The following is a 22172-nucleotide window of genomic DNA, read 5'->3' on the forward strand; positions in this document are numbered from 1 at the left end:
AAAATCATTTCTGTTATTTAGCATTAAAGTGTTTTCCAATATTTTGTTGGGTAACCTGAGCAGGTTGTTTTCGAACAATGACCAGCGCGATTCCGCCGAGAATGGCGGCGGAAGCCAGCGCCAATCGCAAGGTTATGGATTCGCCCAGAAAAACAATGCCGCCTGCGGCTGCAATCACGGGAACACTGAGCTGTATGATAGCTGCGTTCGTGGCTTTTAGCATGGGCATTACCATGTACCATACAACATACCCCAGCCCGGACGTGAGCGCACCTGAGATAATTGCGTACCAGATGCCCGCAGCATCCAAAGAAAGCCGGCTCAGCATGAAAAAGCTTAAAACGACCGTAAAGGCAACGGCGCGCGTGAAGTTCCCGGCACTTGTGTAAACGGGGTCGCCTGCACCTCTCCCGCGCAGAGAGTAAACACCCCAGCAAACTCCAGCTCCTAGCATCAACAAGGAACTGGCCAATGGTGGTGTGGTTGATAAACCAGGCAGAAACAACAACAATAGTCCGCCGAAAGCGAGCGCAAGGCCGGCTAATTGCAGCTTGAGCAGGCGTTCTCCCACCCAAAAACCGTAAACAATCATAGTGACTTGAACCGCGCCGAACAAAAGCAGTGCGCCCGTGGCCGTGGGCAAGCTCACATAGGCAAATGAAAAACCCGCCGCGTAGGCGAACAAGGCCGCAGCAGACCACCAGCTTCCGCTGCCGCCGCTGGGCCGGTTGCTGATCCACACGGCCAGCAACAGCACAACCGCACCCGAAATCAAACGGATCGCCGTAAAGCTCGCAGCATCAATATCCGTGTGTTTCAGGGCCATCCGGGCCAGCACCGAATTGCTCGCAAAGGCAATCATGGCGAGGGTTGTCAGAATAATTATTCGCATAAGAAACGCTCTATCTGACTGCTCGTTGCCACCACGTCAGCCTGTCCATTACTCCCACAAGGAGCATTTGCTTGCTGGCGAAAGGGCGGAACGCACCAACGGGTATGTGCTCCAGCGAGCGCCGCAAATGGGTTTGATGGGCTTGTTATACTTGCTTGTGGCTGCCATCACACATTGGCTGTGATGCTGTTGATTTGCAGCCGCAAAAAAATGCTTTTTTAGTTTCTGATGCCGCGTATTTCACGGGTCTGAAATCTGAGCCACTATGAGAACCGTCGCAAAAAGGCTGGTTTGCACTTTTACCACAAGCACACCAAAAGTAATTTTTGCCAGATTCCACTTCCACTGCATAGGGCGTATCAGATGCTCGAATGGCTTTTGTCATCATTATTCTCTCTCAATTATTGAATGAACACACCGCAAAGAGTTTACACCAATACCTGCCGCGTATTAGCAATGTAGTGATGGATCTGGCGCTCAACTTTGGCGCCAATCATGACGTCGGGGCGACGACCGTTAGGGCAGGGCATACTGGGTGTTGTGCCAAATAACCGGCAGATTAAAGGGCGTTCCCCGTAAACCGTGCAACCATTGGGGCCCAGGTGCACACAGCTAAGGTCACCAAGTGCGGCTTCATGTTCGGCGTCAGTTTTTACAGGCAGGCGTGATATTTCTTCCGAAGACGTCGTTACCGGCCCGCAACAATCGTGACAACCTGCCACACACTCGAACGAAGGAATCTGTTCGCGCAGACGCGCGATAATATCTCGATTTTTGTACATCTATACCCGCCATTTACCTAAACATAAACTGTGTTTCAAAAACCAACTCTACCGATATAGTGCGCAGATTTTGTTGCCCGAGGGGTCTCTTAAATAGGCAATATATAAGGTTCCGCTGGCTCCCCCGCGAAGGCCGGGTGGGTTTTCGCATGACGTGCCACCATTGGCAATACCGGCAGAGTGCCAGGCATCAACGGTTGCGGAATTTTCTGCGGAAAAGCCGATGGTGGTGCCGTTACCATGACAAGCGGGTGCGCCATCAATTGGCTTCCCAATCGCAAAGGTGCCGCTGTTCGCCCTATAAAAGCAGCGCCCTTTGTCATCCACCAAACCAGACTCGTGCCCTAAAGAGCCAAGAATAGCATCGTAAAAGATCTTTGATTCTTGAACATCGTTTGCACCAACCATAATGTGACTGAACATGCCTGCTCTCCGTATAAAATATGAATACGCCTAAGACATCAACTCCGCATCTCGTTTTGACGCATGGGCATTGCGTCAACTGTCAAAAATATTACATTGTAAGTTCGCACGGTCTACCTGCGGCTTTGTGCCGTCATTGCTCTGCGCGGACATACTGAAAAAAAGAAAAATCAGTAAGCAAAATCCCGTGCTCCATACAAAAATCACGTTTAAATAGACGGCTATTTTTTTCTGAGCCGTCGGGTTAGGCTTTTCGGAGAAACCGAAGTAATCCGCACCGAACAGGCCAACCCCGCAATCCTCACAATAGTTTTTCGAATACGAAATCCTTAGCGCTGAAGGCTCAAATACTTTCCGACAACTATAGCAGCTAGGCATAGTGATTACTGATTCCTTGAATTCATAGCATATCAGTGCTGATCAGCAGTCGCCAAATCGCATCTGGCAATGAAAAATTCTGAGGCATCAGCGCCATAGTTTCGAGCATATTCCGGTAACGTCCCGATTTCTCAATGTTCCGGCAAGGCTTGATCCGCCTTCAATACTTGGTTGCGACCGGCTTCCTTGGCGTCATAAAGTGCATCATCTGCTTGTTGTATCAGTACTGCAGGTGACATTTTTCTGGTCGGAACCAGACTACAAACTCCGACACTGATGGTAATCACCGGCGCCACACCCGAGAACTCATGAACAATGCCAAGCGCCTGAATAGCGACCCTGCAGGCCTCCGCGACGGTGGCAGCATCTTGGGTGTCCGGCAGCACCAGAGCGAACTCCTCACCGCCGTAACGTGCCGCCAGATCGGTGGGCCGGCGCATCACCTGTTCCAATGCTCGAGCAACCTGTTTCAGACACTGATCACCGCGCGGATGACCATAAGCATCATTAAATGCCTTAAAATAATCAATATCCAACATAACCATCGAAATTGGCTGACTCTGGCGTAAAGCCCTCGACCATTCTTGCTCAAGGTAAGCATCAAAATGCCGGCGATTGGCAAGCCCCGTCAGGGCATCGGTCAGGGAAATCGTCTCTAGCTCGCGCTTGGTTTTGTTCAGTTCGGCATTCTGCCGCAGGCTTCGCACCGCAAAGAACACCAGCAATGCGATGAAGGAAAAACCGAACCCAATGACTAATAAGGGCAGGTAGCTTCGTCTGGCACTCACAAACGTCGCCCCGGGCATAGCTTGAAGCACCCAATTTCGGCCCGCGATGGGCGCCAGGGGTACTTCGTGGATCAGGCTTCTCAGCCAGCGCTCATCGCTAGGGCGGCCAATGCTGTATATCACGTCCTCGGCCCCATCCGTACGATCCACAAGTTGAACCAGAATTTTGCTGCCAATCGCCATCGGAATCGACTGCTTAATCAGTTCACTGATCCGAAACACGCCGTTCATAAAGCCATAATGGCGCACCGCCCGGTCCTCCGGAGTGGTGTCGGCGACACCGCTGTACAAAGGCGCGATAACCAGCAAGCCCTTTTCGTTTCCTGGCTCCTGTACCAGTTTGATGGCAGCCGTCGCGACCATTTCGCCGGTCTCCCTCGCGGCCAACAGGGCCACCCGCCGCTTGGCCTCGCTCGACACGTCAAAACCGACAGCCTGCCGATTATCCGCTATGGGCTGGATGAACTGCACAGGAACGAGCCAGGGCAGTTCTTCAACTGGCATCGCATCAGCCGTTGCCGACATCTCAGACAAAACAAACCCGGGATACCAACTCTGCTGCCGTTGCTCGAACCCGGCACGGTCTTCCTGACGGACAACTGGGGCCCAGGTAAACGCCTTGATGGCGGGAGAGCGCTCAAGCACTGGTAGGGTCAGCTTTTCAAAAAGCGTTGCATTCATCTCCGGCATCAGGCTCGCAGAGGTCTTCAAGGCGAACAGAATTTCAAGGTTCAGCCGCACTTCACGCTCAAAGGCGATCTCAAGCTGAGTAACATCTGCACGAAACTCTGCGGTTATGCTTTTGTTTTCCTCCAGGTACAAGCCACGGCTGAGCGCTGCGCACAACCCAAAACCAATCAACGCCAGCAAAATCACCATTAATAAGGGGTGCCGCTTCATAGAGTCCGAGTCGCTATTCCAGCCACTATCCCATTCACTAAACGGGCGAGCTCATTCACTGTTGTGTTCAAAACATCGACCTCCATTCCCTTGTGAATTCGGCAGGCAGGCTCGATTCGGCGCCCACACAAATTAGAATGCTAGCTAAGGTAACCAGGCGGAACACGGTGTTCTTGAGTTGGTTAACAGATCCTCACTAACGCGGCCGTGCAAAAACCTGGGTCCAGAAAGGGGAGTATTGCGAGCCCGGCGCCCCAATCCTCGCCGCGCCCATTTCGGAGAATTCGGCACTCATTATATGGGCACAGTGTCCCGGGCTTGAGAGCCACGCATCAACCACCTCATCAACAGAGTTCTGGCCCGCTGCGATGTTTTCGCCCACCGCCGACCAGCGATAATCTCTGTTATTCACCCGCTCGCCGATCTCAGCACCATCAGGGCCGGTATGACTAAAGAATTCCAGCTCCGCCATGGTCTCCGAGTGGTCTCGCGCGGCATCCTCAAGTTTGCAGTTCCAGGACAGCGGATCGACGGCGTTAAAGTCGTGGTTGCCGCATTGCCGGGGCTGACTGCGAGCTTCATTAACGCGATTCAGCAAAGACTGATCCGCTTCGTCCATCTCGCAGTTGCCGGCCACAAGAGAACCGGAAAATCCGAGAACAAACAGCAAGGTAAGGGTGCACGATGAACGGGGACATATGAAAGTCATCACATAGTGAGAATCCCGCATGATTACCGTAGCCTGTTTAGGCATTTGACCCTCCTCGCTTTTAGCGAAATTGATCCCTGCGCAGCTGATTTTTAAATTTACCACGGTACTATACGAATGATTCTATCAGAGGATCGACGATACACTTATTTCACACCATTATTTTGTCATTTCGAGAGTGTTTAGATAGCGTCGGCTGTACCTTCTGAATAAAGAGCGGAGTGAAGTAATGCGCTGTCGTCTCAATTCTACCGGTAACTTTGGCAGGCAGCTCAAGCGGCTAATGCAGTCAATTAACGAAGATATCGCGCTAACGCTCGGCACGCATGCAGGGTTCCAGAAACGGGGGTTCATGAGGCTCGAAAAAGCTGTAAAGAAGTGCGTGCTCTACTACGGCTGATTGGACCCCAGATTGGCAAAACCGAGTACAGCCGCCGGCAAGAACACTACAAAGTAATTTCCGGGAAGCTTTCCGGCAGCCGAGACGCAGCGGTTCGTGTGAAAACCTGGCGGGAGCTGATAAAACAAAACGCCGCGTTGCAGGAACAACCCTACGACGCCATTGACTGTTTCCTTTCTGGACAGCAAAAACTCAATCCACTTGAGGCTAAAGGTCGCGAATTTTTCATGGAGCTGGCTTTAGAAGTAGAAGCTCAGAGCGCCGTGCCTAAAGGATGGGGTCTTCCAAAGTCACTGTTGCCACTTATGCCCAACCTCAAAAATATATACAAAAAAGCCCGTGACGCCGAGAAAAAGGCGAATAGTTCTGCCGAAATCGAAGCTTTTCACCAATTTCGGAAACGATCAAAAGATCTGTTTTACTGTTTGCGTGCACTGCGCCCGATGTTTGGCAAGGGCTTGCAGTCAAAGGTAAATAAGCTTGAAGTAATGACAGAACTTCAGGGCTTGGCCAATGACCAAGCCGTATTGCTCGAATACCTGGCAGATCATTGCCACGAAATTGATCTGGACGCTGAACAATGGGACTTAGCCGAGGCATGTATCGTTGCGAAGCTTCAGGCGCTTCAAAAGCAGACCCACAAACGGGCAAAAAGCCTTATTTCAGGCTCACCCGCTTCCTTCATCAAGTCCTTATAGCTTTCAGCGCCTGGAACGACTTACTCAGAAGTGGGAAACGCTTGCGATCTGGCACCATGGGCCTAGGATAAAGATGATCAGAGAAGGTATCTCGCTGTGTGGAGGAGAAAGATATGAAGTGGATCATTTTGATCATTATTGGCGCTGTTGTGGCCTTCTGGCTTTTTCGGGGCCGCGGTAGTAACAGCATTGAAGATCCTGAGGTGAAAATATTCGAGGAAAAGGATTACTACCTCACATCCGATGACAACTCATCCGATGACAAGGCATCCTCTGGTGACAGTAACCCGCGTCACTGAGTTGCTGCTGGAGTGCGCCGCCAATGAGGATGAGGTTGGATTCCTTTTACACATCCAAGAAGGGCTAGGCGGGCACTGGAACAAATACGCAAACAGGTGGTCAGGCGGGTGTCAGTCTTCTAGCGCTTCAATCGCGCGCTGACCCACTTCTGTGTGGTGCAGCACCTTACCGAAGGGTGCGCTGGTGTCTCCCGGCCCCTGTGTAAATACCAGTACCGGGGTGTTGGTGTGGGTGCCGGTGGCCCAGACAACGTTTTGCTGTTCGGCCACTTCGCGGGCCAGCAGGTTCTGGCGATTGTCGTCAGTTTGGTAGGTAAAGAAAGCTCCGTTAACGCCCATTTTCGGGACGGTCTGGGCGCTCAGGTATTTGTGGCCTTCGGTGTAGAAGGGATTGTCCTCGGTTTCGAGCACGCGCGCAGCTTGGGCGTCGGTGATGTCGAAGCCGGTTTCGGCGTTGACGATGCGAGCCAGATTGGCAGGCGTTTGCTGGTCTTTATCCAGCGCGTCGAACTGGCTATAGAAGATATCGCCATAGGAGGACTTCTGTTCGTACAGTGTGTCCAGGGTCGCCACGTCGCCGAAGTTGAAGGCGGGCTTGAACTGCTGATCTTTGAACACATTGCCTGGCAGGTCACGTCCGTGGGGTAGGTCGTTGGCAGAGTAGCTGAAACCAAAACCACCGGTTTCGTGATCGGCGGTCACCACAATCAGGGTGTCATCACGGCCTTCAGCCCAGTCCAGCACGTAATTCAGCGTTTCGTTTATCCGCAGCATTTCGTGCAGCATGGTGCCGGTGTCGTTGTAATGCGCGGCCCAGTCGATTTGCCCGGCTTCGATCATCAGGAAGAAACCTTTGTCGTTCTGGGACAGCGAGTCAATCGCCTTTGCTGACATTTCTTTTAGTGTCGGTATGGTACGGGCGGGGTCGTCCTTGGTCTGGGTTTCGGTGATGCCGTTGGGCAACGCCGAGTAGGCAAACAGGCCAAGGATTTTGCCATCGGCTTTTGCCAGCTGCGAGCGGTTGAACGCCAGGTCGTAGTTCTTCTGCTGCGCTTCGGTAATCAGATTACGGTCGTCCTTACGCTTGGACTTGATTCGCACGGAGCCTGCGGACAGCGCTTCCAGCTCTTGACGCGCCGCAGACTGCTCGTCATTGGCAGATTCCGGAATCCAGTAACGCAGGCCGCCTGACAACATGACGTCCACGTTGTTGTTCAGCAGATCGACCGCAATTTCATTTTCCAGGCTGCGATGGCTCTGGTGGGCAGCAAAACCAGCCGGGGTCGCATGGGTAATGCGAGTGTCGGACACCAGCCCGGTGGATTTGCCAAGTTTTTTGGCTTTTTCCAGAATGCTTTCCGCGCTGTTACCGTCTTTATCTACGCCAATCATCTCGGCGCCGGCCAACTGACCGGTTGCCAGTTGCGTGGCGGAAGCGGCGGAATCCACCACCAGGTTGTTGTTGGCGTGGGTCATGGAAAGGCCCATGCGGCCGTTGGCGGCGATCCGGTCAAAGGCGGTGTTGCCGTCGGTGATCACCGAATTTGGCGCCTGCTTGGCGTACGCCAGTAGCAGACCAATTTGTTGTGGTCCCATGCCATCGCCGATGATCATGATGACATTTTTGGCCTTCTCCGGCGCTTGCGACGCGGATTGCATCGGTGCACACGCTGTCAGCAGAAGGGAGGATGCTACCAGCCCTGCTGCTACTGAGGCTTTACGAATGCTCATACTCAAATCCTTTTACGGGTAGTGTTTTTATGGCTATCGGAGCACGTCTGCTGCTGCCTTAGCTGTCGTCTAAATGTTTGCCCAGCATTGCGTGATACAGTTCCCGGTCGCCGATGGCGCCAGTGATCAGACCGTTCTCTTCCACCAGCAGGCTATGACCGGTGAAGTACCGAATCTCTACGGCATCCCGTAAGGGGGTGTCTGGTGCGATGCGGGTGGGCTGCTGGGCCAGGCTTTCGATGGACTGACCTTCTTGCCAAAGCTGGGTCTGGAAGGTTTGGCCACCGCTGGTGACCACCGCTTTTTCTGCTACATCCGGTGTGTGTAGCCAGATACCGTAGCGTTTATTGATGCAACGATTACCGCTGGCGTCTTCCTGTATCTGCCCGATAGGCAACGCCAGGGAACGCGCGGCGAGAACATTGAGCGGATTGGTGCTGGCAACAAAGCTTTTGACGTAATCGTTCGCGGGTTGCAGCACAATGGCTTCCGGCTTGCCATGTTGAACGATTTGGCCGTCCTTCATAATCGCAATGTGCGAGCCCAGCTTTAGTGCTTCATCCAAATCATGACTGACGAACACAATCGTTTTCTGCAGTTCTTCCTGCAGGGTCAGCAGTTCGTCTTGCAACTGGTTACGAATCAGCGGGTCAAGGGCGGAGAATGGCTCGTCCATCAGCAGAATTTCCGATTCCGTTGCCAATGCCCGGGCCAGCCCCACCCGCTGCAGCATACCGCCGGACAGCTCAGCCGGTCTGGACTTGGCCCAACCGGAAAGGCCAACCAGCTCCAATTGACGCGCGACTTTCTTACGGCGCTCGGCCTTGCCCAGGCCTTGCAGCTCCAGACCAAAAGCGACGTTGTCTTCCACCGTCAGCCAGGGCATCAGGGCGAAGTTCTGAAACACCATGGAGATGCGACGGGTGCGGATGTCCCGCTGAACTTTCTCGCTGGCCTGAGTGAAATCCACCATCTCGCCATGGTGTTTAATGCGTATAGCGCCACTGGTGACATCGTTCAAACCGTTGACACAGCGCAACAAGCTGGATTTTCCGGAACCGGACAGTCCCATCAGAACGCAAATCTCACCTTTCTTGACACTCAGGCTGGCATTCTGGACACCGACCACTAACCCGGTCTGGTCACGGATTGCGGCCCGGTCCAGGCCCTGTTCAATCAACGGCAGCGCGCGTTTGGGGTTTTTGCCGAAGACGACGTTTACATTCTCAAATTCGATCATGATGACGTCTCCTTAGCATCACTTTGGCGGAAGAACCGGTCCATCCAGATGGCCAACAGCACAATCGCCAGACCGGCTTCAAAGCCTTTGCCGATATCGACCGTATTCAAAGCCCGAACCACCGGGACACCCAAGCCATCGGCGCCTACCAAAGCAGCAATAACAACCATTGAGAGCGACAACATGATGCACTGGGTAATACCGGCTCCAATGGAACTCATGGCAGCGGGCAGCTCAACCTTAAACAACAGTTGCCGGTTGGTGCAGCCAAAGGCCTTGCCCGCTTCGACCAATTCTTTCGGCACCTGGGAGATGCCCAGGTGAGTCAGCCGCACCGGGGCGGCGATGGCAAAGATCACGGTTGAGATCACGCCAGGGACCACTCCCAGACCGAACAAGGTCAGCGTCGGGATCAAGTAAACAAAAGGTGGGATGGTCTGCATCAGATCCAGCACCGGCTGCAGGAATTTGTACAGCCAACGGCTATGAGCCGCATAAATGCCCAGAGGAATGCCGATCACCACACACAATAGGGTGGCGTACAACACCAGCGACAGCGTCGCCATGGTGTCTTCCCAGTAACCAATATTCCAAATCAGCAAAAAGCTGAAGGCGGTAAAAGCGGTCAATCCCCAACGGCGATGACGAAGATGCGCCGCCACCGTCAAAAGCAATATCAGAGCGCCGGGCGGTACCCATAACAGGGCGCCTGTCAGGCCGTGGATCATGCTACTCAGGGTATCGGACACAGCGTCAAAAAAGCCGCTGAAATTGACGACCAGAAAATCAACAATGCCTTCGACGAAGTCGCCGAAAGGCAGTTGGTGCTCAGTTATCCAGCTCATGGCGTTCAGTCTTGTTGGGTGCAGGCCTTGGCCGACACCGGAAATGGGAGGTGTTCGTTACAGAATCGGGCGCTCTGAACCGGTCAGTTCAGAGCGCCACCAAAGTGCTCTCTAAAATATTCTCTAAAATATTCTCTAAAGTATTCTCTACAGAATTCAAATCAGTACGTTCTTCCGTACTACTTCAGGGATGCCTTAACTGCAGGCAGCGCTGCATCGCCGTTCAAGGTCGTGACACCTTTGAGCCAGACATCCAATACGGCCGGGTTGTTGGCGAGCCAAGTGTGAGCAGCATCCCGCGGCTCTTCGCCGTCGTTCAGAATGGCACCCATCACTTCGTTTTCCATGGACAGTGAAAACGTCATGTTCGTCAGCAGCTTGCCCACGTTCGGGCATTCGTTCAGGTAATTCTTACGCACGTTGGTGTGAACGGTTGCGCCGCCGTAGTTGGCGCCAAAGAAGTCGTCACCACCGTTAAGGTAGGCCATGTCATGATTGGCGTTCATGGGGTGCGGTTCCCACCCCAGGAATACCACCCATTCATTACGACGAACTGCGCGGCCCACCTGGGACAGCATGCCAGCTTCGCTGGACTCCACAAGCCGGAACTCACCAAGACCAAACGCATCTTGGCCGATCATGTCCTGAATCAGACGGTTGCCATCGTTGCCGGGCTCAATGCCATAGATACGGTCGTCAAATTGGTCGGCGTGCTTGGCAATGTCGGCAAAACTGGTCACGCCGGCATCGTAAACATACTGCGGTACCGCCAAGGTGTATTTGGCGCCTTCCAGGTTAGTGATGACGGTTTCAACATCACCGCTTTCTAAGTAAGGACGCACGTCTGCTTCCATGGTGGGCATCCAGTTGCCCAGAAACACGTCAATGTCTTTGTTCTGGAGCGACCGGTAAGCCACGGGCACCGACAGCACTTTCGCTTTTGACTCGTAGCCCATGCCTTCCAGTACTTCGGAGGCCAGCGCGGTGGTGGCAGTGATGTCGGTCCAGCCAACATCGGCAAAACGAACGGTTTGACATTCGGTATTCGGAGCCGCCGCTGCAGCGCCACTGATAGCAAGGCCAGCAAAGGCCAAAACAAGCTTTTTCATTTGTCGTTCTCTTTTATGGATTGTCGGTCACAGCGTTAGCGCTGTGCATTTTTCCAATCAGGGTGTCCGCACAGGGTAGGCCTAGGCCGTGGGTGTGATCCGCGCATTGAAAGATAGTAGACGCTGTGCGTAGCTCTTCGCCGCCGAAGCGGATCGAAGGTCAATAGCGCTCGATTTGAACGAATACTCAAAAAGTTGAACAAGCGTTCAATGAATATAGGTTAATGGTATGAAGCCTAAATATCAAATGCGGGGAAAAAGCCCGAACAATAGGGACTCAGCTTTAAAAGCAGTCAAAAGCGTCAGGACAGTAAAACAAATTATTTAGAAGACAAAGGAAAGATGCCTCTAAAAATCGCTTCAGCGCGAGGAATAGAGACATCAGCACTCGTTTTTCAAACCCCTTAACGTAAAATTCCTAGCGTAAAAAGTATCGTTTAATCATTTTCTCTTTTGCCGGTTTATGGAAGTTGATTTTTGTAATGTCGCCGTCCACATGCTTGACCAATCTCGGGTTCATCACCGCAAACCACAGTGGCGGGATGTAGGCGAGAACGAACATGCCGAGGTAACCGTTCGGCAGCGTCGGCAAATTGTCGAAGTGGCGTAAAGACTGATAGCGACGGGTCGGATTTGCGTGGTGATCCGAGTGACGCTGCAAATGGAACGTCGCCCAATTTGAAAAGATATGATTACTGTTCCAGCTGTGGTGGGGCTGAGTTGGCTCGTAACGACCGTTTTCACGTTTTTTGCGCAGCAGACCATAGTGCTCGATGTAATTGGCAGAGGTGAGCTGGAACATTCCCCAGAAGGCGATTGCGATAATAAAGGGCAGAACCTCAATGCCGAGCAACGCGACGGCGGTTCCCCACGCGAATGCGGTGATTAACGCCGGTTGCAAGATCTCATTGTTAAGCGACCAAACCGGCTTGCCGGCTTTGTTTAATCGCGTTTTTTCAATTTCCCACGCGCGGAAGAAGGCGCCAGGAATTTCGCGCAACGCAAACCCCCAGATTGTTTCGCCCATGCGTGATGAAGCCGGATCTTCGGGTGTTGCAACGTCGCGATGGTGGCCTTTGTTGTGCTCGACAAAAAAGTGACCGTAAGCGCAGGGCGCAAGAATAATCTTCGCCAGCCAGCGTTCCATCCTGGTTTTTTTGTGGCCCAATTCATGGCCCAGGTTAATGGCTGTGCCCTGTAGCGTGCCGATCACAAGCACGGTGGCGATCATGCCGTGCAGGGGGGCATCTTGGGTACCCATAAACCAAACCCCGAGCGCCCATATTGCCCAAAGCACAGGAACCAGTAAGTAGGTGACATAGCGGTAGTAGCGATCTTGTTCAAGCTGCGCCACAACCTCTTCTGGCGGGTTGTTGGTGTCTTCGCCGAGCACCATGTCCAGAACCGGAATCACCACGAAGTAAAACGCCAGCGGAGCCCACAGCCAGAACGCATTGCCGGTGAGGAAGAACAGGCCGGGGCCGACAAGGGCCAGCATCGGTACGAGAACAGACAGGGCCCATAAATAGCGCTTACGATCTCGGTAGATCTCGCCTGATGGAGCGACGAAGACACCAGCTTGGTTCATGTTGCCGTCCTTATAGGGATTGGGGGTATGTTGCTATATTGGCCCTTTCCGCCGGCGTCGGTCACCGCTATAAGTGGCAATTAGTCGTCAAATAGTGCCATTATAATGGCTATAAATGGGTGTACTGCAGGAGACGTATGGCGCTATTGGCAACGAAAAGACTTCGCCCCGCGATACACCCGACCTATGCGCGGTTGGTGTGCGCGCATTTGCGTCAACAGGGCTTTGATAACGAGACGATTCTGCAGGGTACGCGGTTGCACTGGGATCAATTACTGGGCGGGAATCGCTACCTCAGTCTTGAGCAGCTTGCGCGTTTATTGCGGCGTGCCACAGCGCTAACCCGAACGCCGTGGCTGGGCCTTGATATCGGTGGCATTACCTCGGTTTCTGCCCATGGTGCGCTTGGTTACGCCATTGTGTCGGCGCCGAATCTTCGTGTGGTGTTACACACTCTGGCGTGCTTCACCCGCTTGCGTTTTCAGTTGGTGAACGTCGTTATTTCTGAAACGGACGAACACTTTACGGTGAGCATAGAGGAGATATCGGAGCTTGGCGATGTGCGCGAATTTGTCTATAGCGCGCTGCTGGTCACCTATCTTCAATTGGTCGACACCGTGACCTCTCAGCGCTTGCGCAATATTCAGATTGAATTGCCAATACCGCGCCCGCAATGGGGAGACGTTTACCAACAGCGTTGTGGTTGCCCGGTGATGTTTGATGCGCCGGCGTTTCGCTTGCAAATGCCGGTGAGCGTGCTTGATACGCCTTGCCTTACCGCCGATGCCGGCACTTTTCGCACCGCACTGCGTGATTGCGAAAATCAGCTGCGCCAGCTCGATTACGGCGGCGCGTTGAGCCAGCAGGTGAGTAATTGTTTGCTGAATAGCCCGGATGGCTACCCGAGCCTTGACGATGTTGCGTCCAGATTAGCCATGTCGCGACGCACGTTGATCCGTAAATTAAAAACCGAGGGCACCAGCTATCAGGATCTGCTGGATGGCGTGCGGCAAGAGCTGGCTGCCTGGTACCTGTTGGAAACCACCGTCGCGGTTGAGCAAATCGCGGAACGACTGGGTTATCAAGACACCTCTAACTTTAGCCGCACCTTTCGTCGCTGGTTTGGCATGACCCCGCACGCTATGCGTAGCGGGGGCTTGAACTAGCCTGCTAATAGCTTTTCAAGCAGTTCATCTATCTCTACTTTAAACTCTTTATCGTCAATCCTTTCAGCGCTGATTTTTGCGTTTTTGAGATTTTTTATGGCTGCGTCAGTCTGGCCTGATTCAATTTGCAATCTAGCCATGGAAAACGCGATGGATGACATATGGTCTTTCGAATCCATAGCGATGGCTTTTCCCAGAGCTTTTTCATAGCCAGACAGAGCGTCTTCTATTTCTTCCTCAAAGTCGGCCAGTGTTTCCCATTGCTCTGGATGATCTTTATCGGTGTTTTCGTTATCTGTGCAAACCGCCTTCAACTCTGTATAGAGCGAATTGAAGGCCTCTCTATCGTCTTTATCGGCAGCCTTCATTAGCTTTTCAGCTAACTCATAGACGGACTTGTGTATTTTGGTATTAATCATTACGAACCACCTGCTGCCGATGCATATTGCAATCAATATCTAGCTGAATTGCTTACTTTTTCGGTGCTTTTGCAAAACGCAGGTAAGGCAATTTAATGTTGAGCTCGCCGAACTTCTCTTTTGCCTGCTCATCGTTCAGAGCCAGCCCTACAATCACGTCCTGACCTGGAACCCAGTCAGCAGGCGTTGCGATACCGGCACCGTCTGTGATCTGGACAGCGTCCAGTGCACGCATAATTTCCGCGAAATTGCGACCTACAGACATGGGGTACGACATGGTCAGGCGAACCTTTTTGTCCGGACCAATGATAAACACCGTCCGCACGGTAGCGCTGTTGGCAGGGGTACGATTCTCGGGCAGATAGGCGCCGGCCGGCAGCATGTCGTAAAGTTTGGAAACCAGCAAAGACGTGTCATCAATAATCGGGAAGTCGGCAGCCGCACCGGAAAACGCTTCGATATCGCGCTTCCATTTCACGTGCTCTTCAACGTTGTCTACCGATACGCCCATCACCTTGGTATTGCGTTTGGCGAATTCAGGTACAAGCTGAGCAACAGCACCAAATTCGGTGGTACACACCGGTGTGAAATCCTTTGGATGTGAAAACAGGATGGCATAGCTGTCACCAATCCACTCGTGAAGCGTGATCTTGCCGTCTGTGGAATTTACAGTGAAATCTGGAGCTACATCGTCGATACGAATAGACATAATTGTATTCCTTGGTTGTTGTGACGAAGCAGCAGCGACTAAACCGTCGCTCTGCCTGCTCTGGTTAAGCTGCGTCGAAATCCAGGGGATGAATACCGCCCGGGTTGATCGTACTGCGGGCCACCCAAGAATTATACATAGTTTGCATCGCCAAGCGGTTTTCTAGGTTCGCTGGTCAAGCGGCACATCGTCGTACCAGTCCTCCATCGTGTCGTACATCTCACCCTTGAGAATGTAGTAGGGCGCTTTCTGGTAGATCTTGATGTCGTGAAACGGGTCGGTGAAAATTTTGGTCATCCACACCAGACCGGACTGCACACCCATGAGTTTGAACAGATGTACGGTTCTGAATACCACGGCACCCAGGCCGACAAACAGCCATATCAGTGCGGTGTTGCTGATGAATTCAACCAGATCCGTTGCCGGCGAGAGCAGGCCGAGCAGATCAGGACTCAGCAGCAGTGCCACCGGGGCCAGCGCCCAGATCGATAGCAGCACCACCTTGCGGTTGAGGTTGTAGCCCACTTTCACGCGTTCCTTGAAGTCGTGGCTGGCCTTGTTCACCTCATCGTAAGTCTTGGGTTCAAAGAAGAAATGACCCGTTTGGCGCAGTGTCATAGCCAGTAGCCAGCCAACAAGAGCCGCTGCCGCCGGATGAAAAAACACCAGGCCATAGCTGATCAGAAAACAGCTTGCGCTGAGCAGATGCAGGAACTGGTTGATCCGGTTGTGGTGATAGTAGCGGTGATCGTCCCACCGTTGTTTTTGTAATTCCTCACGAAATGTCATGGCAGCGTCCTTATACATCAAGTGTTGCAGTGGGTTCTTGGGACAGACTGGGATCGTGCAAAGGCCGGGCCGGCAGTGGGTGGCCTGACAACAGCGCTTCACCCATTCTGACTGGCTCACCTTCGGCGATTCCGGGGCTTAGCTGGTATTGCTCTGAGGCAAAAACAAGGATGGTAGAGCCGTGCTGGAAGTAGCCCATTTCCTGGCCTTTGCGCAGCGTCGCATTGCACGGAATCAGGTTGGCACCCCGGTATTTCAGGTCCAGCGGCTCGGCCAGAAAATGAAATTTCATGCTGGCCACTAGAATGGCGGCAACCGGCACCAGCGTCAGGCTGTAATCTGAATGGCCGAACTCCAGTTCCAGAACTGCCCGTTCGTTTTTGCAAAACAGTTTTTCGACTTTTTTCAAGGCGATGGGGTTCACGTTCCAGGTGTCCCCGGACACATAGTTCACCCGGCGAATCTCGCAGTCTACCGGCGCATGAAACCGGTGATACATGCTGGATTTAAGCCGCAGCGTGACAAACTGGCCGTTGCGGTAGCGCGCTACCAGCCTGGCATCCGGGATCAGTTCTTCCAGGGTGTAGGGAAAACCCTTGGCCTGAAACAGCCGGTTGTCGCGAATGCGGCCGCAGGCGCCAACGATGGCGTCGCACGGGCTGCTGACAGCATCCGGCCGGCTGTCTAGCGGGCGCAGGCCGGGTTTCAGCTGCCGTGTGAAGCACTCTTGCAGGCTTTTAAAACGCGGGTTTTTGGCGTCCTGTAACCGAAGGTCGTCACAGAAGCACTGCCAAATGGCAATGGATAGCCGGGTCAGGGCGGGGCTTTCAATACGGCTGAACCAGCCCATGAACAAGGTGAGCCAGCGCCGGGGCAGGCGGTTGGTCAGCAGGAAGTTCAGTTGTTCACCGGTGGTTAAACCAGGCGTTGCCTTATTGGCCGAGCTCACTAGGCTACCGTCACTTCAGCGTGAACCTGTTCCGGGTAGTCCAGCCCCAAATCCTCAAGAAACTTCCGCATGATGGGTTCTGCCTGAAACCGGGCTGCGCGTTTGCGAGCATTCTCGGCCATAACATGGCGGTCGGTTGAGCCGCTGAAGAAATCCGCAACGGCTTCGGCCATCGTGCTTACATCCTCCGTCAGGTAACCGCTAACTCCGTGCTCAAGGATGTCTTTCGGCCCCTTACAGTTGTAAGCCACTGCGGGCATGCCGTGAGTGAAGGCTTCAAGTAGCACGTTGCCGAAGGTGTCAAAACGCGAAGGAAATACAAACAGATCCAGCCCCAGATACAGTGACGCCAGTTGCTCCCGGGTTTGCCAGCCTAAAAATACGGCATCCGGCATGGCTCGCTGAAGGTCTTCGCTGGCAGGGCCTGAACCGGCCACAACGATTTGCAGGTTGGGCAGTGAACGGCGCGCTTCCTGAACGATTTCGGGCAGATCGAAAATGCCTTTTTCGCGGCTTAGCCGGCAAGCGATAAACAGCACCGGTGTTTTGTCGTTGGCGCCTGAAATCAGGTCCGACTTGCGGACAGGTTGCACCTGAAGATCCCGCGGGGCGGTGTGGTGGGCGGTCAGGAATACCTTGTCTTCTGGCAGCTGCATTTCATGACCGGTCAGCCAGTCTCTGTGTTCACGGTTGAGCACGAACACACCGTCAAACCGACTGTAGAGCGCCCGCATCAGGCGCCGCACCCGGTCTCTTTCGTGCTGATTCAGATTGGTGGTGTGGGCTATAAAATCAATCCAGTCTGTGTGCATAAAGAAGTAGCAGGGCACGTTGAACATCTGTTGCAGAAACAAGGCAACCAGTGCCATGGGGCCTTCGGTGGAGCAGACAATCCGGTCGTAGCCGCCTTCATAGAATATGCGGGCAATTTCCATCACATCCGGCACCCGCAGGGTTTGATCGCCGAAGGGGTGCAGGTCAATGTCCGCAATGGGCCGAACCACGCTCAGGTGGGGCTCGGGCACGGCGTCGGAATGGCAGATCAGAAAATCAAGCGGCAGGTTGGTGCGTTTAATCTCTTTGAGCTTCCCGCTCAGCGAGGTGGACACGCCGTTTTTATCCAGCAGCGTGTCGGTCAAACACAACGCCCGCCGGGAGTGCTCGTTTTTGCCAAGTTGCCGGGCGAACCGGTTGAGCAGATCGCGGTTTTGATACAGCACGCGGGTTGAGGCAAGAGTAGACCCAGCCAGTACGGTGCTGATCAACACCGGGAACGAGAGGCTGTCCAGAACCTCGGCCAGGTTAATATTGCTCATGTTGTCCTGGCGCTTGCCGTCGCCCAGAAACAGGGCCGTGAGCTGGCTGGGTATTTCCAGTTTGCGGGTTAGCTCCTCGGTGGAAAAATCTTTCAGGCTGGGGCCCTGGTGCTTGTCCACTGCTTTGCGAATCCGTTTGGTGATCAGGTGGTTCAGGTGGTTGAACAGCTCGCCGATGATCTGGTTGACGGTGTCCACGAATGCTTCGGGATGGTTGCGCTTGCTGTCGGCGATCTTATCCAGCTGGGTAATGCAGAACGCGTAGTCTTTTGACGCCTGCCATTTCAGAAACCGCTTGGGCTTCTTGCCTTGAAGTGCATCGTGTATGAGCGCGAAAAACACGGTGGTTTTCTTGTGCTTCTGCATTTCCAGAAACAGGTTGGCGACCATAAAGCAGCCCATCTTGTCCCAGGTAGACCCGCGGTGAAGGAGAATTCGAAGCAGGCCCGGGTCCTTCAGTTTGGTGGCCGCTTGGGCGAAGTAATCCAGCAGCGCAATGTTGAGTTTCTGGTTCTCGCCAACGTTGCCGAAAGGCGCCACCTGGCCGTTGCGCAGCGCTTCCAGCGCCAGATCGGATGCGGGTCGGGTTTTCAGGCGTTGTTGCAAATCGGGCAGGTAAAGCTGTGAGCCGCAAAGGCCGGCAAAAATGCCGGTGTGGTCGTCAGAGCCGCCCGTCACCACTTTGGGCTTATCCGGGTTCACCCCAAATTCTGAGGGGTCCAGCTTGTGCTTGCGGGCATAGGCTCGAATGCGTTCTGGCGTCAGGCTTTGCACCCAGTTCAGTGTGAGTACGCTCTGCCACAGATCTCGCTGGCCGTTCAGCACTTCAAAGCGCCAGAACATCACCGCCAGCTTTTCGAACAGGCACAAATCAATCCGCTCGTTGCGGCTGTAAAAATAGAGCGGGTGGGGCAGAATCACCGGGATATCGTAACGGGCGGCGTAGCGCAGAAAGTCGTAGATATTCTGGCGCTTCTCGTTAAGGAGTACTTCCTGTTCGCGGGTGAAACCGTAAGTGAGCACGTGAATAAACAGATCGTACTCGGGGAAGAAACAGGTGAACTCGCAGCCCACCAGCACATCCACGCCTTTGTCCTGAAGCGCCCAGCAAGACCGCGCGTTGTTGTGGTTGGTGACGGTCACCACGGAACTGCCGTTCTGCCCCAGAACCTCCACCAGTTTCTTGGTTTTAATCCAGGTTTCAGGCAGGCGCAGTATTCGGCCCCAGAGTTCATCGGGCACGTCGCTGTTGTGGTCGTGGCAGTGAAAGTCGATCTGCAGGCAGTTTTCGGGCTCGAAACGCCGGGCCTGCTGACTGAGAAAATCGTCAAATTCTGCTCTAAGCCCATTACGGAACTGCGGTTCGCCGTTGCTCTGCGATTGCATCGTCATACTCAACCCACCTTTCTGGAGTATTGGTCCTGGTTCGTCACCGGGCCGGAACCGGGCTTTTCACCCGACTTTTCACGAAATGTTGCCAGCGGGCCAGACAGCCTGCCTGCAAGAAACGGGAATCGGGCTGTCAGCATGTCAACCAGAAACTGTCGCTTGATCGCCTTATTGGTCAGCTCCGGGCTTTGCCACCACCAGCCGTCTGCCTGCATTTGATGGGCGGCGCTGACAAACCGCTCGATCACCTGGTTGAAGTCGTCATCGGTAAAGCGGTAAGTCATGATCAGCCGTCCGGTGCCGGTCCAACTCAGCTCAAGGCCAGCCTGTCGGAGGTAGAACTGGAACATCCAGTTGTAGCGGCCGGGCAGGGTATAAAGCACCGATAGAATTGAATGAATGTTGGTGATTCGCAGAGGCAGTCCCTCGCTTTCAAGCCGCTGATTGAAGCGGGCCACCCGGGTGTTCCACAGGCTTTCGGATTCGAGGTATTGCTGCTGGATATCGGACTGCCCGATACGGTTCAGGAACACATTCATCGCACCCATCACATAGGGGTGGGAGTTAAAAGTGCCACGGGCAAAGGAGACGTTGACCGGCTGGTTGTCTTTGAAGCGCTGCATCAGCTTCTGAGTCCCGGCCAGCACACCGACCGGCAGGCCGCCGCCCAAGGTTTTGCCGTACGTCACCAGGTCCGCCTGCACGCCGTAGAATTCCTGGGCGCCGCGATAGGCCAGCCGGAAGCCGGTAAAAACCTCGTCAAAAATCAGCACAATGCCGCGTTCAGTGCACACATCCCGAATTCGGGTTAGCCATTCGCTATAGCGCTGTTTGTCGAAACCGTTGCTGCGGTCGCTGGCAATAAGCGCGGTGTCAGAGGGGGCGTCACTGTTGGGGTGGAAAGCCTGCAGGGGGTTTATCAGCACACAGGCGATGTCGCTGCGGGTGCGCAGTACGTGCAGGGTCTGTTCGCTCAGGTCTGCCAGAGTGTAAACATCCCGGGTTTTGCGGGTGTTACCAATGCCCGGCTGAACGCCATCCCACCAGCCGTGGTAGGCGCCGCAGAAACGCACAAGATGGGTCTTGCCGGTGTGGTAGCGCGCCAGCCGTACCGCCTGCATGACGGCTTCAGTGCCGGACATGTGAAACGACACCTCGTCTAGCCCGGATATCTGGCGGATGATATTCACGTTTTCAGCAATCAGTGGGTGATACGTGCCCAGCACCGGCCCGAGGGCTTTGGTTTGTGCGATACCCTCATCCATGCACTGTTTGTAGAAGTCGTAGCCGAAAACGTTGACGCCGTAAGAGCCAGACAGGTCATAGCGCCAGTTGCCGTCCAGATCCCGAACCTGGGAGCCCCGGGTTTCATCGGCCATGGAGCCGAGCAGGAAGCAGTCTGGCAGTTGCCGGCTGTAGGGAAAGGGCACCCGGTAGCGGCTGGTAAAACGCACATCCGAAACGCTGTTCTGAATGGCGCGGCAGTGCGCCAGGGTTTCAGCGCACTGCCGCTCGGCATTGGCCTGAAGCCCCCGGATTGCCTGGCGGCGGTGTTGTTGCACCGCTGGCGGCGCACCGTCACTGGCGAAAAAGCCGTGATCGCTGTAGCTGAAGAACGGAATCAGGCGGGCAATGCGCCGGGACAGGTTACTGTGCCCCCGGAGCGAGGGATGTTTCGCCCGTGAAAGTTGAAGCCTGGCCGCAAGCCTGTAAATAAGGTAAGGGCTGGCCATGGCTGCGACGGCGTAAAAAACAAAGGTAGACGTCATACACTCTATTCCTGCTGGATTACGCTAAAACTAGCAGGGCAAGGTGAAAGCTTTGTGTCAGTTTTTCGACAGTTAGATGACAGGGCTGAAGACACCCCGCAAAATATCGACCGCGCTAAACGGTAATGCGACCTTTTGAGGCCTGATACGCCACTAAATCGGTTTTACCCAAACGCTCTGCCCAGAATGGCGCCAAGCCCGTGTGAATGGAGCCGGTTACCGGGTCTTCATCCCCGCCATTTGCGGGCCAAAAATACCGTGATATGAAGTCATAATCTTGTCTTTCAGACTGGCAGGTTACAACAATATCAAGGGGTTTAAGCTGAGCCAGAGACTCGTTGTTACGAAGCACAGACAAAACGTCTGACTCGGATCTGTAGATCACAAAGTACGCCTGCGAGTTGCGAAACACTTCCGCTGGCGGAATGGAAAGGCCGGACATCAGGCTGTCAGGGACAGTGTCGACTTTTTCAGGCTTGGTGTTCGGGAAGTCCATTTGAATCTGTAAAAGCATTTACTACGGTTATTTCAAGCTCGATGTTGCTTACCCCATGAAAACACTATTTGACGGGGTAGGTAACAATCCATCGCCGATAAAGACGTGACGGCCAGTTTGTCTGACAGCGAAAAGCGGAAACTTTGGGATGAGTACAGGAGGGCCCATAAAACCGGCCCGGATAACACAGGCAATGAGGATTTTCCGTGTGTGGCAGTCTGCAGACGACAAAAAAAGCGCACGACTAGCGATCGCTCAGGTCAGCATCAATAGATCTAGCCTGCCGGCATTTTCGGCCAGAGACACTGAATCAAAATTTTCATCAAGGATGGTGCCAAAAAAGACCAGCCGATCTTTGGGTGCAATCGGTGAACGGGAATGTAGGTGC

The 22172-nt window shown here is 53.9% G+C and carries 20 protein-coding genes and 1 pseudogene; 3 read left to right on the plus strand and 18 right to left on the minus strand.

All coding sequences use genetic code 11. The annotated features are described in order from the left end of the window. Positions 1-13: 13 nt before the first annotated feature. The 6 genes from MELB17_RS16230 to MELB17_RS16255 form a co-directional block, all read right to left on the minus strand. Positions 14-892, minus strand: a complete 879-nt coding sequence (locus MELB17_RS16230) for a DMT family transporter (protein WP_007351393.1) — start codon at positions 890-892, stop codon at positions 14-16. A 145-nt stretch (positions 893-1037) separates the two neighbouring features. Further along, a complete protein-coding gene (locus tag MELB17_RS23970) occupies positions 1038-1277 on the minus strand; it encodes a CDGSH iron-sulfur domain-containing protein (RefSeq protein ID WP_007351394.1) in 240 nt (79 codons plus the stop codon). A 43-nt stretch (positions 1278-1320) separates the two neighbouring features. Further along, positions 1321-1674: a YkgJ family cysteine cluster protein gene (locus MELB17_RS16235; RefSeq protein ID WP_007351395.1), complete on the minus strand. Its 354-nt coding sequence runs from the start codon at positions 1672-1674 to the stop codon at positions 1321-1323. A 48-nt stretch (positions 1675-1722) separates the two neighbouring features. Further along, positions 1723-2097 (minus strand): VOC family protein, encoded by a 375-nt coding sequence (locus tag MELB17_RS16240; protein WP_007351396.1) that lies wholly within the window; start codon positions 2095-2097, stop codon positions 1723-1725. A 509-nt stretch (positions 2098-2606) separates the two neighbouring features. Further along, on the minus strand, positions 2607-4163 hold the full coding sequence (locus MELB17_RS23325) for a diguanylate cyclase domain-containing protein (RefSeq protein ID WP_083796415.1): 1557 nt from the start codon (positions 4161-4163) through the stop codon (positions 2607-2609). A gap of 196 nt (positions 4164-4359) precedes the next feature. After that, entirely contained in the window at positions 4360-4917 is a 558-nt protein-coding gene (locus MELB17_RS16255; protein WP_007351398.1) for a CAP domain-containing protein, read from the minus strand. Positions 4918-5238: 321 nt separating this feature from the next. Between MELB17_RS16255 and MELB17_RS16260 the strand changes: the two are divergent. Together MELB17_RS16260 and MELB17_RS16265 are read left to right on the plus strand one after the other, a co-directional pair. Then, positions 5239-5970: pseudogene (locus MELB17_RS16260) on the plus strand (CHAD domain-containing protein); the annotation flags it as partial. A 113-nt stretch (positions 5971-6083) separates the two neighbouring features. Continuing rightward, on the plus strand, positions 6084-6269 hold the full coding sequence (locus tag MELB17_RS16265; RefSeq protein WP_007351401.1) for a hypothetical protein: 186 nt from the start codon (positions 6084-6086) through the stop codon (positions 6267-6269). Positions 6270-6380: 111 nt separating this feature from the next. On the opposite strand, the gene MELB17_RS16270 is transcribed toward MELB17_RS16265, so the two are convergent. The 5 genes from MELB17_RS16270 to MELB17_RS16290 all read right to left on the minus strand — a co-directional run bounded on the left by MELB17_RS16270 (position 6381) and on the right by MELB17_RS16290 (position 12782). Beyond that, positions 6381-8000, minus strand: a complete 1620-nt coding sequence (locus tag MELB17_RS16270) for an alkaline phosphatase (protein WP_007351402.1) — start codon at positions 7998-8000, stop codon at positions 6381-6383. A 58-nt stretch (positions 8001-8058) separates the two neighbouring features. Next, the gene (gene choV / locus MELB17_RS16275; RefSeq protein ID WP_007351403.1) at positions 8059-9240 is read right to left on the minus strand and encodes a choline ABC transporter ATP-binding protein; all 1182 of its coding nucleotides are present in this window, start codon (positions 9238-9240) and stop codon (positions 8059-8061) included. Next, entirely contained in the window at positions 9237-10085 is an 849-nt protein-coding gene (choW, locus tag MELB17_RS16280) for a choline ABC transporter permease subunit (RefSeq protein WP_007351404.1), read from the minus strand. Before choW ends, choV begins: the two co-directional genes overlap by 4 nt. Positions 10086-10264: 179 nt before the next feature. Then, positions 10265-11194 (minus strand): choline ABC transporter substrate-binding protein, encoded by a 930-nt coding sequence (locus tag MELB17_RS16285; protein WP_007351405.1) that lies wholly within the window; start codon positions 11192-11194, stop codon positions 10265-10267. Between the two features lie 418 nt (positions 11195-11612). Continuing rightward, positions 11613-12782, minus strand: coding sequence for an alkane 1-monooxygenase (locus tag MELB17_RS16290; RefSeq protein WP_007351406.1), 1170 nt, complete (start codon positions 12780-12782; stop codon positions 11613-11615). 137 nt (positions 12783-12919) lie between these two features. On the opposite strand from MELB17_RS16290, the gene MELB17_RS16295 reads away from it, so the two are divergent. Beyond that, positions 12920-13948 (plus strand): AraC family transcriptional regulator, encoded by a 1029-nt coding sequence (locus MELB17_RS16295; RefSeq protein ID WP_007351407.1) that lies wholly within the window; start codon positions 12920-12922, stop codon positions 13946-13948. Here MELB17_RS16295 and MELB17_RS16300 read toward each other — a convergent pair. The 7 genes from MELB17_RS16300 to MELB17_RS16330 form a co-directional block, all read right to left on the minus strand. Continuing rightward, entirely contained in the window at positions 13945-14367 is a 423-nt protein-coding gene (locus MELB17_RS16300) for a hypothetical protein (protein WP_007351408.1), read from the minus strand. The genes MELB17_RS16295 and MELB17_RS16300 overlap by 4 nt on opposite strands. A 52-nt stretch (positions 14368-14419) precedes the next feature. Next, a complete protein-coding gene (locus tag MELB17_RS16305; protein WP_007351409.1) occupies positions 14420-15076 on the minus strand; it encodes a peroxiredoxin in 657 nt (218 codons plus the stop codon). Positions 15077-15238: 162 nt separating this feature from the next. Then, positions 15239-15865, minus strand: a complete 627-nt coding sequence (locus MELB17_RS16310) for a membrane protein (RefSeq protein WP_036185156.1) — start codon at positions 15863-15865, stop codon at positions 15239-15241. A 10-nt stretch (positions 15866-15875) separates the two neighbouring features. After that, complete coding sequence (asd, locus tag MELB17_RS16315; RefSeq protein WP_007351411.1) at positions 15876-16814, minus strand: archaetidylserine decarboxylase; 939 nt, start codon at positions 16812-16814, stop codon at positions 15876-15878. Then, positions 16814-19522 (minus strand): glycosyltransferase, encoded by a 2709-nt coding sequence (locus MELB17_RS16320; RefSeq protein WP_007351412.1) that lies wholly within the window; start codon positions 19520-19522, stop codon positions 16814-16816. Before MELB17_RS16320 ends, asd begins: the two co-directional genes overlap by 1 nt. Positions 19523-19524: 2 nt before the next feature. Then, the gene (locus MELB17_RS16325) at positions 19525-21288 is read right to left on the minus strand and encodes an aminotransferase class III-fold pyridoxal phosphate-dependent enzyme (RefSeq protein WP_007351413.1); all 1764 of its coding nucleotides are present in this window, start codon (positions 21286-21288) and stop codon (positions 19525-19527) included. A 115-nt stretch (positions 21289-21403) separates the two neighbouring features. After that, on the minus strand, positions 21404-21802 hold the full coding sequence (locus tag MELB17_RS16330) for a PhzF family phenazine biosynthesis protein (protein ID WP_007351414.1): 399 nt from the start codon (positions 21800-21802) through the stop codon (positions 21404-21406). Positions 21803-22172: the final 370 nt, after the last annotated feature.

This window comes from Marinobacter sp. ELB17, assembly GCF_000169375.1.
Taxonomy (GTDB): Bacteria; Pseudomonadota; Gammaproteobacteria; order Pseudomonadales; family Oleiphilaceae; genus Marinobacter.